Consider the following 13,988-nt stretch of genomic DNA (forward strand, 5'->3'; position numbering starts at 1 on the left):
AGCCTTCGCTTAAGAGATCGTGGATTCTCACGCAGCGGGGCAGCAAACGGGGGCGAAGAGATGATCAATTTGATTTGGATGGGGATGATACTGATCGGTGTTTGCTTTGCGGCAGTGAACGGGAACATCGAAAGTGTTACAAAAGCCGCATTTGACGGAGCCCAGACGGGAGTGACTGTCTCCTTCGGTCTCATCAGCATACTGGTGTTCTGGCTTGGCATGATGCGCCTGGCAGAGGATGCGGGCCTGCTGAAGAAGGTTGCCAAGCTGCTGGGCCCGGTTGTCCGCTTCCTGTTCCCGGATGTACCGAAGAATCATCCTGCTATGGGGTATATATTGTCCAACATGAGCGCCAATTTGTTCGGTTTGGGCAATGCGGCGACTCCGATGGGAATCAAAGCGATGCAGGAGCTTCAGAAGTTAAACCCGGACAAGGAAATAGCTTCTCCGGCGATGTGTACGCTGCTTGCACTCAACACGGCCAGCATTACGCTAATACCGACAACGCTAATTGCAATCAGGCTGAATTATGAGTCCGCCAATCCTTCGGAAATCGTCGGGACCACGCTGTTGGCCACTGCGATTGCAACGGCGGCCGCCATCATGGCTGACCGATGGTATCGAAGACGGACGATACGCCGCCAGAAGCCGCCGGGAATCGGTACAAGCCTGAACCCGGATGTGAAGGGGTGATGAGGGTTGCTATCATGGATTAATCTCGTATCCGCTTGGTCTATTCCCATTATTATCGCATTCATTCCGCTTTATGCTTATACGCGCAAAGTACCCGTATATGAATCGTTTGTGGATGGAGCCAAGGACGGCTTCTCTACAGCGATTGGGATTATCCCGCACTTGGTCGGCATGATGGTTGCCATTAGCGTATTCAGGTCTTCCGGCGCGCTGGAATTTTTTGTGGGTTGGACGGGCCCCTTTCTGCAATCGCTAGGGGTACCGAGCGAGATTTTGCCATTGGGAATTCTTAGGCCGCTGACGGGTACCGGCTCGCTCGCTTACACAACGGAGCTGATCCGCGCATACGGTCCGGATTCCATGATTGGCCGAATCGCTTCGACCATACAGGGAAGCACGGACACGACCTTATATGTACTGACCGTCTATTTTGGCGCCGTGGGTATCCGCAATGGCCGCTATGCGCTGAAGGTCGGGCTGTTCTCCGATTTGATCGGTTTTATTGCGGCGATTGCCGTCTGCCTGCTGGTGTTCGGTTAATTGCGATCGTTTGAACGGTCTGAGTAAGACGGAGCGTTTTTTCTATGTAACAGGACGTATGCCCATACCCTTGATTCCACCTTGTCATATACTGCTGCAATTACAAATTGTAGTAGGGGTGATGAAATGGAAATCGAGGGTTTTGTTATTCATCATACCGTGTGCGAGCGGGAACCGCGGAACTGGGATTTTAAAATCCATTCGGACGGCTCGGTCTCTTCTTCATCCGTGCTGGTTCAGCCGGGACAGATTCACATCTGTCTGGAGGGCGACTTCAACATCGGCTACGAGTCCATGTCGCTGGATCAGAAAACACAGCTGTTTACCGCCAGCAAAATCATTTTGGAGCTATCCAGACTCCATGATATTTCCCCGTTATACTTGTTTCCTCACTCCGACTCCTGCCCTGGGGCACATTTTCCATGGAACGCGCTTGTGATTTATCCTGTCGATGGTTATCATTAGGAATGAGGTGACCTAACGAACATGGAGAGATTACAGAAAATTATGGCACAGGCCGGAGTCGCTTCCCGCCGCAAGTGCGAGGAATTGATTCTTGAAGGCAAGGTGCAGGTAAACGGAGAGACCGTTACCGAACTCGGCACGAAGGCCGATCCAGCCCAGGATATCATTACGGTTTCAGGCAAACCGATTAAGAATGAGAAAAAGGTATACATTATGCTAAATAAGCCGAAGGGTGTCATTACAAGCGCTTCTGATCCCGAAGGCCGAAAAATTGTATCGGATTATCTCAAGGGCATCAAAGAGCGGGTATATCCGATTGGACGTTTGGACTACGATACGGAAGGACTCCTGCTGCTGACCAATGACGGCGAGTTTGCCAATCTGCTCAGCCACCCTAAATATCATGTGCCCAAAACGTATTTGGCTACCGTGAAAGGGGTGCCCCATGGCACCGAACTGGACAAGCTTCGTCAAGGGATTATGCTGGAAGACGGAATGACGTCTCCTGCCGAGGTGGAGTATAAGGATGTGGATCCGGATAATAAACAATCCGTCATATCGATTACCATTCATGAGGGACGCAACCGTCAAGTCAGAAGGATGTTCGAAGCGATTTCCCATCCGGTAACGCGATTGAAGAGGATATCCTATGGGGATCTGCTGCTGCAAAATTTAAAACGGGGCTTGTACCGCCATTTGACAGCAGATGAAATCAACCAGCTTTTGCAGATGGCGAAAGCCGCTAAGCCGGGCGGGAAACCGAAGAGAAAACGTTAAACCCGACACATAATATTCAAAATGGCGAGCGGCGTTTATGACAAATTTCGTTATAATTGTTCATAGGATGTTCACACCCGTAGTATACGATATGATGAATGTCATAGAAAGGAAGCTGCTGCTTTATGGGCAAATCAAAGAAAAGCGTACAGATTGTGATTCTGCTTGCCATTATCCTGGTCGGAGTGTACGCCGTTGCAACCGTTGTATTCGGCTCTGATGAGGTTCCCAAAGTGGGTCAAAAGGCAGCGGATTTTGAACTTCTAGGCATGGATGGCGGCGTACATACCATGAGTGAATACGAGGGTAAGGCCAGGGTTATTAATTTCTGGGGCACCTACTGTCCGCCATGCGTGCGGGAAATGCCGGCTCTTCAAGCTCAGTGGGAGAAATGGAACAGTCAAGGCGTTGAGATCATCGGAATTAATGTGGGAGAGAACAAAATGACCGTTGAGAATTTTGTTGCTCAAACCGGCGTGAAGTTCCCCATACTGATGGATCCTAAACGGAATGCTGTTGCCAGCTTCGGGGTTGGCCCCATGCCAACCACCTTTTTTGTTACGGCCTCTGGCAAGATTGACCATATTCGTATAGGCGAACTGGATTTGAACACCCTTGATAAACAAATTGAACAGTTGGTGAATGCGAAATGAGTCAAGGTTCCAAGCCTTTGATCCAGAACACGAAGTGTGATTGTGGACACCAGAATCCAACGGGGACGGTCCTCTGCGAGGCTTGCGGCAAGCCGCTGACCGAAGAAGCGGAGGCCCAACCGATTCTGGAAATGCGGTATGACGGCGTTGCTCGCCGATCACAGAAAGAAAATCCCGGTATTATCGATCGGGTATGGAATTTCTTTTCTTCGGTTAAGGTAGCAATATATCTGATAGTGCTTACGCTGATCGGCTCCTCGCTAGGCACCATCTTTCCGCAGGAAAGCACATTCCTTAACATTGACCCCTCAGTCTATTACAAAGAGGAGTACGGACAGCTGGGGCATATCTATTACTTGCTCGGGCTGTCTCATACATACACGTCATGGTGGTTCGTACTGCTGCTTGTCATGATCGGCGCATCTCTTGTCATTTGCAGTCTTGACCGGGTCCTGCCGCTGTACAAAGCACTCAGCAGGCAGCGGGTTCCGAAGCACATGTCCTTCCTTACCCGCCAGAAGGTGGTATACCAAGGGCATATTGATGAGGACGGTGCCGACTGGGTTGAACGGGTGAAGCCGATTATTAAGAAGAAGGGCTACCGCGTACGAACGGATGGCGGGACCCTACTGGCAGAGAAGCAGCGGTTCAGCCGCTGGGGCCCCTATGTTCTGCATATCGGCCTGATTATTTTCCTGCTTGCTGTTCTTGGACGGAATCTTCCTGGACTGCATATGGACGAGCACATGGCCTTCCCTCAGGATGAGCCTGTGCATATCAAGAACACGAGTTATTATTTATTGAACGACGGCTTTAAGGTGGAGTTTTATACCGAGGACGATATGCCTGAGGAATTTAAAGGCAAGAATAAAGTACTGCCGAAGGAATTCCAAACCCAGGCGATTCTGTATATGTGCGAGGCCAATTGTGACGATCTCGATAAAGAGCCTCAGCTCGTGGAATTGACACGCCATAACATTGAGGTGAATCATCCACTCAATTACAAAGGGTTAAAAGCTTATCAATTCGATTATGATCTGACCCCGATTCTCCGTACGGTTTCGCCGGTGCTGATAGACAGTAAGAGCGGGAAGGAATACGGCAAAATCACATTGTCGATCGACGATCCTCAAAGAGAGTATCAGGCGGGAGAATATACGTTAACGCTTACACAATCCTTTACCGATTTTGGACTTGGCGATAACGGCAAACCGGTAAACCTGTCACCTAACCCGAATGCGCCTGCATTCTTATTTCTGATTAAGGGACCTGAATTGCCGAAGGAAGGCATTCAATACTTCTACTTCCCTAAACAGATTGATAAGGAACGCTTTAATCAGGAAGCGATCAATGCACAGCTGGCGGGTGGGGAAGCGCTCGTACAACTGGATGTGCTGAGCATGGACGATGTGGACTTTTCGGAATCTACGACTTATCTGAATATTCGTGTGGATAAAGCCATGCCGTTCATTTGGATTGGTTGTTTTATCGGTATGATCGGCCTGGTCATGGGCTTTTATTTCACCCATCGCCGGATTTGGCTGCGTATTGATAACGGAACGCTGACACTTGGCGCGCATACGAACAAGAACTGGTTTGGACTTCGCAAGGAGATCTCCGCGATCCTCAAGCAAATGAATATCGAAGTCGATGAAAAGTCATTGGAGAATAACAGGGGGACTAAGCATGAATCTAATTGATTTTAGCGGCGACGCATTTATCGTGGCCTTTACCTTATACTGCGTGGCATTTATCATGTATGCACTTGCCGTCATGGGACGCCGGTTCCGCAAACGCGACCCGGAAGCCCATTTGGCGAAGTGGGGCAAAATCGCGTTTGTTACGACAACGATCGGTTTGATCGGACACTTGCTGTACTTCTTTACAAGATGGGCGGGCTCGGGACACGTGCCGGTCAGCAACATGTATGAGTTTATGTCCTTCTTGTCGATGGCAATCATGATTGCCTTCCTCGTACTTTATTTTATCTACAAAAAATCGCTGCTCGGATTGTTTGCGCTGCCGCTGGCAGTCCTGATCATGGCCTATGCCGCCGTGTTCCCGCAGCAGGTGCAGCCGCTGATTCCTTCGCTCCAGTCCTATTGGCTGGGTATCCACGTTACGATGGCGGCGCTGGGTGATGCGTTTTTTGCGGTCGGTTTTATTGCCGGCCTGATGCACCTGCTCCGTACCGTTAACTTTAGCGGAACGGACAAGGGCTCACGCAAGGAACAGCGCTGGCTTGAGCTCGTCATGTTTGCCATCGTGGTGCTGATCGGATTTATATTGTCGGTATACAGCTTCCGTGCAGGTGGATATCAAGCTGAATTTAACCAGACTTTGGTTGACCCGAAGACAGAAAATAGTACAATAGTAAAAGTGGAATATAACATGCCACCGCTTGTCGCACCATATAAGAGCGAGACGGAGAGCATGCAGTCCTTCTTGGGCATGAAATCTCCACTCATGGAAGCCCCGTCCTGGATGCACGGCGTGAATGCGGGACGTAAGCTGAATACGGTGATATGGTCGCTGATCACGGGGTTGATCCTGTACGGTTTGCTCCGCCTGATCCTGCGCAAACCGCTGGCAAAATTCATTCAGCCTGCACTTAATAGATTGGATCCGGACGATCTGGATGAAATCAGTTATCGAGCCATTGCGATTGGATTCCCGGTATTTACACTGGGAGGTCTCATATTCGCCATGATTTGGGCAGAAATTGCATGGGGCCGATTCTGGGGCTGGGATCCAAAGGAAGTATGGGCGCTTATTACATGGTTGTTCTACAGCGTGTACCTTCATCTCCGGCTGTCGCGCGGCTGGCAGGGTAAATACTCATCCTGGCTGTCCGTTATCGGCTTTATCGTGGTCATGTTTACGCTGGTCGGCGTCAACTTGATTATCGCGGGCCTGCATTCCTATGCGGGAACCGATTAATTGTCAATAGAATAACAGTGAATGATCAATCAGAAGGGCCCTTTCTTATTCAAGAGGGCCGCTTCTGATTTTCCCTATAAAAATGAAGGAGTTGGCCGCCAATGTCAGAGCACGGAAATCGTATTCTTGTTGTTGATGATGAAGAACGGATTCGCCGATTGTTAAAAATGTATTTGGAGAAGGAAGGGTATGAAATCGAAGAGGCGGAGGATGGAGAAACCGCTCTTCGCAAAGCAAGCTCGGAAGATTACGGGCTCGTTATTTTGGATGTGATGCTGCCCGGGATGGATGGAGTCGAAGTATGCACGCGTCTCCGTCAGGTGAAGTCGACGCCTATTCTCATGCTGACGGCCAAGGGTGAGGAGATCAATCGCGTACAGGGATTTGAAGTGGGGGCCGACGATTATGTGGTGAAGCCGTTCAGTCCGCGCGAGGTGATTTATCGCGTGAAGGCGATTTTGCGCCGATCATCCGCTACGGCCTATTTGAGCAAGGAACCGAACCCAAGCAACAGCATTGTTTTTCCGCATTTGATCATTGAACATGATGCTCACCGCGTGACGGCCGGAGGGCATGAAATCAGCTTGACACCGAAGGAGTATGAGCTTCTGCACTACCTGGCTTCGTCCCCGGACAAAGTATTCTCCCGCGAAGAACTGCTTAAGGACGTATGGAATTATGAATTTTTCGGCGATCTTCGCACAGTCGATACCCATGTAAAGCGGCTGCGCGAGAAGTTAAATAAGGTATCTGCTGAATCCGCAGCGATGATTACAACAGTATGGGGAGTAGGCTACAAGCTGGAGGTACCAAAGTAACGTGAGTTTCTGGAGATCACTCGTCGGCAAGCTGTGGATTACGATAACCTGTTTAGTCGCGTGCGTGCTGCTGACGCTCGGATTATTTTTGCTCCCCTATATCGATACCACGTTTGCGAATTCGGATGCCATCAAACGTTTATTTACTTATGTGGCCATTATCGGTTTTTCGATGACCACCTTTTTCGGGTTGTTTCTGTTAACGAAGATTACCCAGCCCATGCAGCAGCTCATTGAGGCAGCCAACGACATTCGTAAAGGGAAGTATGGCACCCGTCTAAATCTTGTGACCAGTGATGAGATTGGCGAGCTGGCCAATACCTTCAACCATATGGCAGCAGAGCTGGAAACGAATATCCGCAATCTGAACCATGAGAAGGAGCATCTTTCCAGTGTGCTGAGAAGTATGAGCGACGCGGTGATTACGTTTGATAATCATGGTCAGGTCATTCTGGTGAACCCGCCAGGGCAGGAAATCATGAAAACCTGGAAAGGTCTGCAGTGGGATGATGAGCTGCAGGGCGGAGGCTGGGCAGCCGATGTCATGCCGAAACCGCTCAGCGAGCTTTATTATGCCACCGTGAACGAAGGAAAGGACCAAAGCGCTGACCTGCATGTGAAGCAGGGGATATGGTCCGCCCATATGGCTCCCTTATATTCGGATGATGTGATCCGCGGCGCCGTTGTTGTGTTAAGAGATATTACCGAGCAAGTTACGCTGGAGAAGATGCGTACGGATTTCATCGCCAACGTGTCGCACGAAATCCGTACACCGCTGTCCATGATGCAGGGCTACAGTGAAGCGCTGCTTGACGGGATGGCGGCTTCACCGGAAGAGAGCAGGGAGCTGATACAGGTGATTCATGAGGAATCCCTCCGTATGGGCCGACTGGTGAAGGATCTGCTTGATTTAACCCGTATGGAGGCGGGGCATGCCGAGATGTCCCTGCGGGAGATGGATGCAGGTGAATTGTGTGAAAGGGTATTCCGGAAGTTCGCCGTACGCGCCAAGGAGAGAGATATTGATCTTCAGCTCAACAAACTTCACTCGAATCTTCTGCTCGAAGCGGCGGATGAAGACAAGCTTGAACAGGTGCTGACCAATCTGCTGGACAACGCTTTTCGTCATACGCCTTCAGGCAAGCAGATCCGAATCATTGCAGATCGGATTACCGTATCGAACACAGAGGCTCTCCAGGTAAAGATTAGCGACCAAGGCGTCGGTATTCCGCCTGAAGATCTGCCATTTGTTTTTGAGCGATTCTACAAAGCCGATAAAGCGCGTGTGCGGGGGGAGACGGTGGGAACCGGCATAGGCCTTGCCATCGTGAAAAATATCGTGACAGCGCATCATGGCACGATTAACGCAACAAGTGAAGTAGGCGAAGGAACGGTGTTTACGATGATCATTCCAACTAAATCGGCAGAATCTTAGGGAATGTCTCCACAAAAGACAAAACACGCTCGCAAGGAGCGTGTTTTTTTGTTGAAATTAAGGGGTTAATCTTGTTCTACGTGGAACAATGATTAACCCCTTATACCTTGATTTCTCGCCTGAATTTAGCCCAGCGCGATTTGCTGCGCGGTGTTCAGTTCTGACAGCCCGGTAAGCTTGATCAGAACGTCTTTAGGAACGTCTTTGTCCACCGTCAGAAGCATGATGGCTTCACCGCCGATGACTTTACGTCCAACCTGCATGGAGGCGATGTTGACATCGTTCTCGCCGAGCAGGGTTCCGACACGACCGATAATGCCCGGTTTGTCGTTATGGGAGATCAGAATCAGGTGACCTTCCGGAGAGATATCGACCGGGAATTTATCCAGACGGACAATTCGTTCGCCGTAACCCAGCAGCAGTGTACCTGCGACAATTCGCTCCAAACCGTTTTGCGTCTTAAGTGTAACGGTAACGAGGTTGGTGAAGTCTTTGGTTTTTGGTGTCTGGGAAACAACGACGTGCAGATCACGGCTCTTCGCCAAGTGCATGGAGTTTACAATATTCACTTCGCTTCCGAGGTGGCGCTCCAGCACACCCTTCACGATGTATCGGGTCAGGGCTTGCGTATCGACTTCAGCCAGCTCGCCTGCATAGTCGACGTGAATCTCCTTCACCGCATGTGCGGTGATCTGAGCGGCCACACTGCCCAATTTCTCGCCGAGCGAGAAGTATGGCTGCAGTTTGTTCATCACGCTAGCCGCTACAAGCGGGAAGTTGACCGCATTCTTAAACGGCTCGTTGCGCAGGATATGAAGCACTTGTTCCGACACGTCGATTGCAACGTTCTCCTGAGCCTCAACGGTAGATGCGCCCAAATGCGGGGTCACGATAACCTTGGGATGGTTCAGGAACGGATGATCGCTTTCAGGCGGCTCATGTTCGAATACGTCAAATGCAGCTCCGGCAACAATGCCTTCATCGATCGCTTCCACGAGGGCACGTTCGTCAATAATGCCGCCACGGGCGCAGTTCACGATGCGCATGCCGCGCTTCATCACTTCGAATTGCGGTCTTGCGATCATATGGCGCGTTTCCGGCGTAAGCGGAGTATGGACCGTAATGAAGTCTGCATTGCGGATAATGTTATCCACCGAGGAAAGCGTTACGCCCAGTTTGTCCGCACGCTCTTCCGTCAGGAACGGATCGAAGGCAAGAATGTTCATGCCGAAAGCCTTGGCGCGTTTAGCCACCTCGCTGCCGATTCGTCCCATTCCCATAACGCCCAGCGTTTTGTTGCGCAGCTCAACGCCGAGGAAGGATTTGCGGTCCCAGGATCCGCCCACAGTTTTGGCATAGGCCTGAGGGATGTGTCGGGCGAGGGCAATCATCATGGCAAACGTATGCTCTGCTGTTGTAATCGTGTTACCGTCAGGCGCATTAATAACAACGATCCCGCGCTTCGTAGCAGCTTCAAGATCAATGTTGTCAACGCCAACGCCTGCACGGCCAACAACCTTGAGATTGGTTCCTGCATTCATAATGCGTTCTGTCACACGTGTCTGACTCCGTACGAGGAGCCCGTCGTATTCACCGATGATGGCAGTGAGCTCATCTTCATTAAGCCCGGTTTTTTTGTCTACCTGCACGTCGGCGGCATCCATTAACTGCTGGATCCCCAAATCACTGATCGGATCCGATACCAATACTTTAAACATGGTTTCTCTTCCTCCTTAAAATCCTCTATAAAATGCGGTACTGCAATATTGAATAAGGATTACGCTGGGGCGTATTCCGTTATACACCAAAGATTCCAATAAAGCTGCAAGAGGTCTATACAGGTTTGACGCGGTGTCGTGGCAAAGAGACAGGAACATAAAAAACTCCCAATCCGCATACTACCTCCGTAGTAAGGGACGAGAGTTATTCGTGGTGCCACCCTTATTCGCTGCCAACTTGCGGCAGCCTCAAGCGGTCTGTTCAGACCATGATTGGTAACGGATATCATCCGATTTGCGCCTACTTCAAGTTTCAGCGAAATATCTCAGGAACGCTCAAGAATACTTTTACGCCACCGATTTACACCACCCATCGGCTCTCTGAGGACGTTACAGCTTCTCTTTTCCATCATCGGTTTTCACAGATTAATTTTTTCATAATGTATCATGGCTCTAACATTGTGTCAATAGGTGTTTATTCTGTCCATAGGCCTTATAGTAGGGGAAGAAACAAGGGTTAGCCTTGAATGTCATGCCGTTAATTTGCTATGATGCATATGCCCGCCTATGATTGAATTATTCTGATATTACTGTGGTTGTACACGAAGATAATCTTAAAAATCAAGATGAAAGACAGGCCCATCTTCTATGAAAAAATTTAAAATACGCGTAAAAAGAATCGAAGCCCATCAATTAAACGATCGGCTGCTGCTTATTAATCTGTATCTTACCCAAGGATTGACACTCATTGCAGGTTTGATCTGGATCCTGTTTCAGCAGAGGAATCCGTTTGGGCTCTTTGTCATTCCGAAGAATATCGAGTTTGTTTATTGGGGGCTCGGACTTGCTGCAGCAATGCTGGTCGTGGATTTTGTATTATCCCGGTTTGTGTCAGAGGATAGTATGGACGATGGCGGAATCAATGAAATGTTGTTCCGGAAAAGGCCGGTTTGGCATATTTTTGTTATAGCTCTGATCGTATCCATCTGCGAGGAGTTATTGTTTCGAGGAGCCATCCAGCATGCGTTCGGACCATATTGGACAAGTATCTTATTCGCACTTATTCATGTCAGATATTTAAAACATTGGCTTCCAACTGGGTGGGTTTTCTTAAGCAGTTACGGTCTTGGCTACGTCTATATTCAAACGGGTACCATTTGGGCGCCCATCCTGTGTCATTTTCTGATTGATTTCATATCAGGAATGTTGATTCGGTTTCGGAGGAAAGAGGAACATGAACGAACTTAGCAGAATGCAGCGACATCAGAGCCGAAATAAAAGCCGCAAGAACAAGTCAACGGCTCAATCAGAAAAAAGAACGGCAGCGAAGTCGCAACAAGCAGATGAAACGAGGAATCGATCTAAATCGCCGCCCTCCATAAGCTCCGTGGAGCAAAAGCACCAGAGCAGCAGTACAGCGGATGGATTGAGCCGTTCCAGATCGACCCGGTCCCGCCAGCGTCAAGCAGAGGAGGAAGTGTCCGCTCCTAAACGAACGAATACATATTCCTCTTATCGCGTAAGAATGAGCAAATGGTTTGTGAACTCATTGATCGTCATTTTCATATTGTTAATGATAGGTCTCCTGTGGTGGGGACTTATCGGAGCGCCTCCATTAAAGGAATTGTTAAAGGAGTTATTATGAGTGTGTTGATGTGGATAGCAGGTGCTGCGGCACTCGGTGCAGGCGCTATCGGCTGGATGAGGGCTGAAGCCAAGGGTTATCGAGTGCGTGAAGAAGAAGTGGTATCCGAACGTATCCCTCACTCGTTAGACGGCTTTCGGATATTGTTCATCACCGATATACATCGCAGACAATTGTCAGAAGTGAAGCTATTATCCAATCTATCATCGGTGGACTGCGTACTGCTTGGTGGAGATATTACGGAAAGAGGGGTACCCCTTCAGCGAATGAGGCATAACATGTCGGTGCTGGTCCGTATCGCACCCGTGTATGCCGTCTTGGGAAATCATGATCTGCATGCAGGCAAGGACGCTGTCCGTAAAGTATTGCGGGAGAGCGGCGTCATGCTGCTGAATGACAAAACCGTTACGTTAAAGCGGAGTAACGAGCTTATTGCTCTCAGCGGAGTAAGGCAGCCGGCCAGCCGGAAGCACCCGTACACAAGATTTCGGGGACATGCAGCCGAAGACCAGTTTCACATCATCCTGGTGCATGATCCGATATGGGTCAAAGGCAAGGAAGCAGTGCATGGGGATCTTGTGCTGGCAGGACATACCCATGGGGGACAGATTGTGCTGCCCATTGCCGGAGCCGTTCGTCTGGCGCGCTTTTACAAGAAATTTAAATCCGGATGGTATACGCTGCCGAGAAAGAAGGGCGAAACCAAACCTTCTTCCAGGATGCTGATCAGCCGGGGATTCGGTACCTCCCATATCCCGCTGCGCTTGCAATGTCCCGCAGAATATCATGTGCTTACATTACGCAAAAAACCTTAATTCGATCGTCAGCTGGCGACGGCAGAATTAAGGTTTTTTGTGTTTTTTCGAATTATCTTATTTTAGGTTCGATTAATTGCGGATCCACGAAGCCATACCCTTTGGCTTCAAGCTTGGTCAGCAAGGTATCAAGGGCCTCAACGGTCCAGGGAAGCTCATGCATCAGAATGTTGCTGCCAGGGTGAAGCTGTTCCAGCACATTGCTGACTACGGCATCGGGTTTGTTTTTGTTTTTGCTTTCCCAATCCAGCGAACCGTTGGACCAGGTCATGAACAGCAGGTCATGATCAAGGGCAACTTCCTTGACGGTATCTCCGCCTGAGCCAAATGGAGGACGGAAAAACTTCGGTTCCGATCCGGTCGCTTCTTTGACGATTTGCTGTACATCCCCGATCTGTTCCTTCACCTTCTGTTTGCTTTCTTTTTTCAGGTCGATATGATCCCAGGAATGATTCCCAATGATTTGACCGCGGTCATGGATCAGTTTTAACAGCTCTGGATGCTCCTTCGCACGGTATCCATTGACGAAGAAAATCGCTTTGGCATCATGTTTGTCCAGCGTATCGATCATTTGGTTGATCATGGTTTTATCCTTTGGGCCGTCATCAAACGTGAGCAGCACGACTTTTTCGGGTACGGAATCATCATTGGGAACGATGCGATACACCTTATTCATGTGATATTTTGGTTCAGATGGTGCCTCGTTGTCAGGACTCTTGACAGCTTTATCTGATGGGTCCGCGGATTTATCCACGTCAGGCTCAGCTTCAGGCTTGTCCGTTTCGGCTGCCTTGTCGGTGCCTTCTTTCGGAGTGGACACCTGTCCGGAGGTTTCATTTTGCTGCGCTGCCCTGTCATTACCGACTTCCGTGGCCGTGCTTTGCTTCTGAGCCGCGCCGTTACTGCCGCATGCGCTGAGCATAAGGCAGAAAGCCAGCAGAAGTACTGTTCGTGTTCTAACCATGATTCCATCTCACTTTCCTGTATTTATGTAGCATGAGTTCTTGGCGGTGCGAGAACAATAATCTCGAGTTTATCATAGAAGGAGGTATCATTTGTGAAGACTTCGTCATTTCTATATGGTGTCATTATCGGTGCCGTTGCATGCCGGATGATTTCCCGTAATAACAGCAAGTTCTTCTCCTCAATGATGAAAGATGCGAATCTAGGCCGATTCGCGGATACCGCGATGAGTAAAATTCAGGGCACCAAGAGCCAGCAATATTCTGGCTTCAGCCAAGAAAGCGTGTCTCCCAGTTCAGGCCGACATGATTCCACTCATTCCAATGGAACTGCAGGGGTACAGACATCGACTCATTCGAAGGCTGCCAACCTGAAACAAGTCAAGGATTTCATCCGAAACAACCCTGATGTTAAAAACGAAGTCGAACAGATTTTGAAAGAGACCCATACCGTCATACCGGGTTTGTAAACGGCATGAACCATTTTGAATCATTCTCGGGGAGCGGCCACACGATTCCCTGTGAAT

15 protein-coding genes and 1 other annotated feature are annotated in these 13,988 nt (G+C 49.5%); of the genes, 13 read left to right on the forward strand and 2 right to left on the reverse strand.

Features of this window, described 5'->3' with window-relative positions:
- Positions 1 to 60 precede the first annotated feature (60 nt).
- From OHJ21_RS03150 to OHJ21_RS03190, 9 genes are all read left to right on the forward strand, one after another.
- Entirely contained in the window at positions 61 to 693 is a 633-nt protein-coding gene (locus tag OHJ21_RS03150) for a nucleoside recognition domain-containing protein (protein WP_100536286.1), read from the forward strand.
- Between the two features lie 6 nt (positions 694 to 699).
- The gene (locus tag OHJ21_RS03155) at positions 700 to 1,233 is read left to right on the forward strand and encodes a spore maturation protein (protein WP_076320934.1); all 534 of its coding nucleotides are present in this window, start codon (positions 700 to 702) and stop codon (positions 1,231 to 1,233) included.
- 126 nt (positions 1,234 to 1,359) lie between these two features.
- Positions 1,360 to 1,698, forward strand: coding sequence for an N-acetylmuramoyl-L-alanine amidase (locus tag OHJ21_RS03160; protein WP_100536287.1), 339 nt, complete (start codon positions 1,360 to 1,362; stop codon positions 1,696 to 1,698).
- A 21-nt stretch (positions 1,699 to 1,719) separates the two neighbouring features.
- Positions 1,720 to 2,475, forward strand: a complete 756-nt coding sequence (locus tag OHJ21_RS03165) for a pseudouridine synthase (protein ID WP_071223906.1) — start codon at positions 1,720 to 1,722, stop codon at positions 2,473 to 2,475.
- Positions 2,476 to 2,600: 125 nt separating this feature from the next.
- Complete coding sequence (locus OHJ21_RS03170) at positions 2,601 to 3,128, forward strand: redoxin domain-containing protein (protein WP_100536288.1); 528 nt, start codon at positions 2,601 to 2,603, stop codon at positions 3,126 to 3,128.
- Positions 3,125 to 4,828 carry a cytochrome c biogenesis protein ResB gene (resB, locus tag OHJ21_RS03175; protein WP_100536289.1) on the forward strand — a complete coding sequence of 568 codons (1,704 nt, stop codon included), beginning with the start codon at positions 3,125 to 3,127 and terminating at the stop codon, positions 4,826 to 4,828. The genes OHJ21_RS03170 and resB overlap by 4 nt, the downstream gene beginning before the upstream one ends.
- Complete coding sequence (gene ccsB / locus OHJ21_RS03180; RefSeq protein ID WP_100536290.1) at positions 4,815 to 6,068, forward strand: c-type cytochrome biogenesis protein CcsB; 1,254 nt, start codon at positions 4,815 to 4,817, stop codon at positions 6,066 to 6,068. The genes resB and ccsB overlap by 14 nt, the downstream gene beginning before the upstream one ends.
- 101 nt (positions 6,069 to 6,169) lie before the next feature.
- Positions 6,170 to 6,886, forward strand: coding sequence for a response regulator transcription factor (locus OHJ21_RS03185; protein WP_009595176.1), 717 nt, complete (start codon positions 6,170 to 6,172; stop codon positions 6,884 to 6,886).
- Position 6,887: 1 nt separating this feature from the next.
- Positions 6,888 to 8,321 carry an ATP-binding protein gene (locus OHJ21_RS03190; RefSeq protein WP_394056872.1) on the forward strand — a complete coding sequence of 478 codons (1,434 nt, stop codon included), beginning with the start codon at positions 6,888 to 6,890 and terminating at the stop codon, positions 8,319 to 8,321.
- Positions 8,322 to 8,446: 125 nt separating this feature from the next.
- Here the strand turns inward: OHJ21_RS03190 and serA are convergent, their stop codons facing one another.
- A complete protein-coding gene (gene serA, locus OHJ21_RS03195; protein ID WP_127594164.1) occupies positions 8,447 to 10,039 on the reverse strand; it encodes a phosphoglycerate dehydrogenase in 1,593 nt (530 codons plus the stop codon).
- Positions 10,040 to 10,230: 191 nt separating this feature from the next.
- Positions 10,231 to 10,461, reverse strand: a binding site (T-box leader).
- A gap of 226 nt (positions 10,462 to 10,687) precedes the next feature.
- Between serA and OHJ21_RS03200 the strand changes: the two genes are divergently transcribed.
- The 3 genes from OHJ21_RS03200 to OHJ21_RS03210 are packed head-to-tail and all read left to right on the forward strand — an operon-like array spanning position 10,688 to position 12,499.
- Entirely contained in the window at positions 10,688 to 11,287 is a 600-nt protein-coding gene (locus tag OHJ21_RS03200) for a CPBP family intramembrane glutamic endopeptidase (protein WP_326097495.1), read from the forward strand.
- The gene (locus OHJ21_RS03205) at positions 11,274 to 11,684 is read left to right on the forward strand and encodes a hypothetical protein (protein ID WP_100536294.1); all 411 of its coding nucleotides are present in this window, start codon (positions 11,274 to 11,276) and stop codon (positions 11,682 to 11,684) included. The genes OHJ21_RS03200 and OHJ21_RS03205 overlap by 14 nt, the downstream gene beginning before the upstream one ends.
- Positions 11,681 to 12,499: a metallophosphoesterase gene (locus OHJ21_RS03210; protein WP_486019292.1), complete on the forward strand. Its 819-nt coding sequence runs from the start codon at positions 11,681 to 11,683 to the stop codon at positions 12,497 to 12,499. The genes OHJ21_RS03205 and OHJ21_RS03210 overlap by 4 nt, the downstream gene beginning before the upstream one ends.
- Positions 12,500 to 12,551: 52 nt before the next feature.
- On the opposite strand, the gene OHJ21_RS03215 is transcribed toward OHJ21_RS03210, so the two are convergent.
- Complete coding sequence (locus OHJ21_RS03215; RefSeq protein ID WP_100536296.1) at positions 12,552 to 13,463, reverse strand: polysaccharide deacetylase family protein; 912 nt, start codon at positions 13,461 to 13,463, stop codon at positions 12,552 to 12,554.
- A 93-nt stretch (positions 13,464 to 13,556) separates the two neighbouring features.
- On the opposite strand from OHJ21_RS03215, the gene OHJ21_RS03220 reads away from it, so the two are divergent.
- A complete protein-coding gene (locus OHJ21_RS03220) occupies positions 13,557 to 13,931 on the forward strand; it encodes a hypothetical protein (RefSeq protein ID WP_326112186.1) in 375 nt (124 codons plus the stop codon).
- Positions 13,932 to 13,988: the final 57 nt, after the last annotated feature.

The organism is Virgibacillus sp. LDC1 (assembly GCF_025792345.1).
Classification (GTDB): Bacteria; Bacillota; Bacilli; order Paenibacillales; family Paenibacillaceae; genus Paenibacillus_AQ; species Paenibacillus_AQ lautus.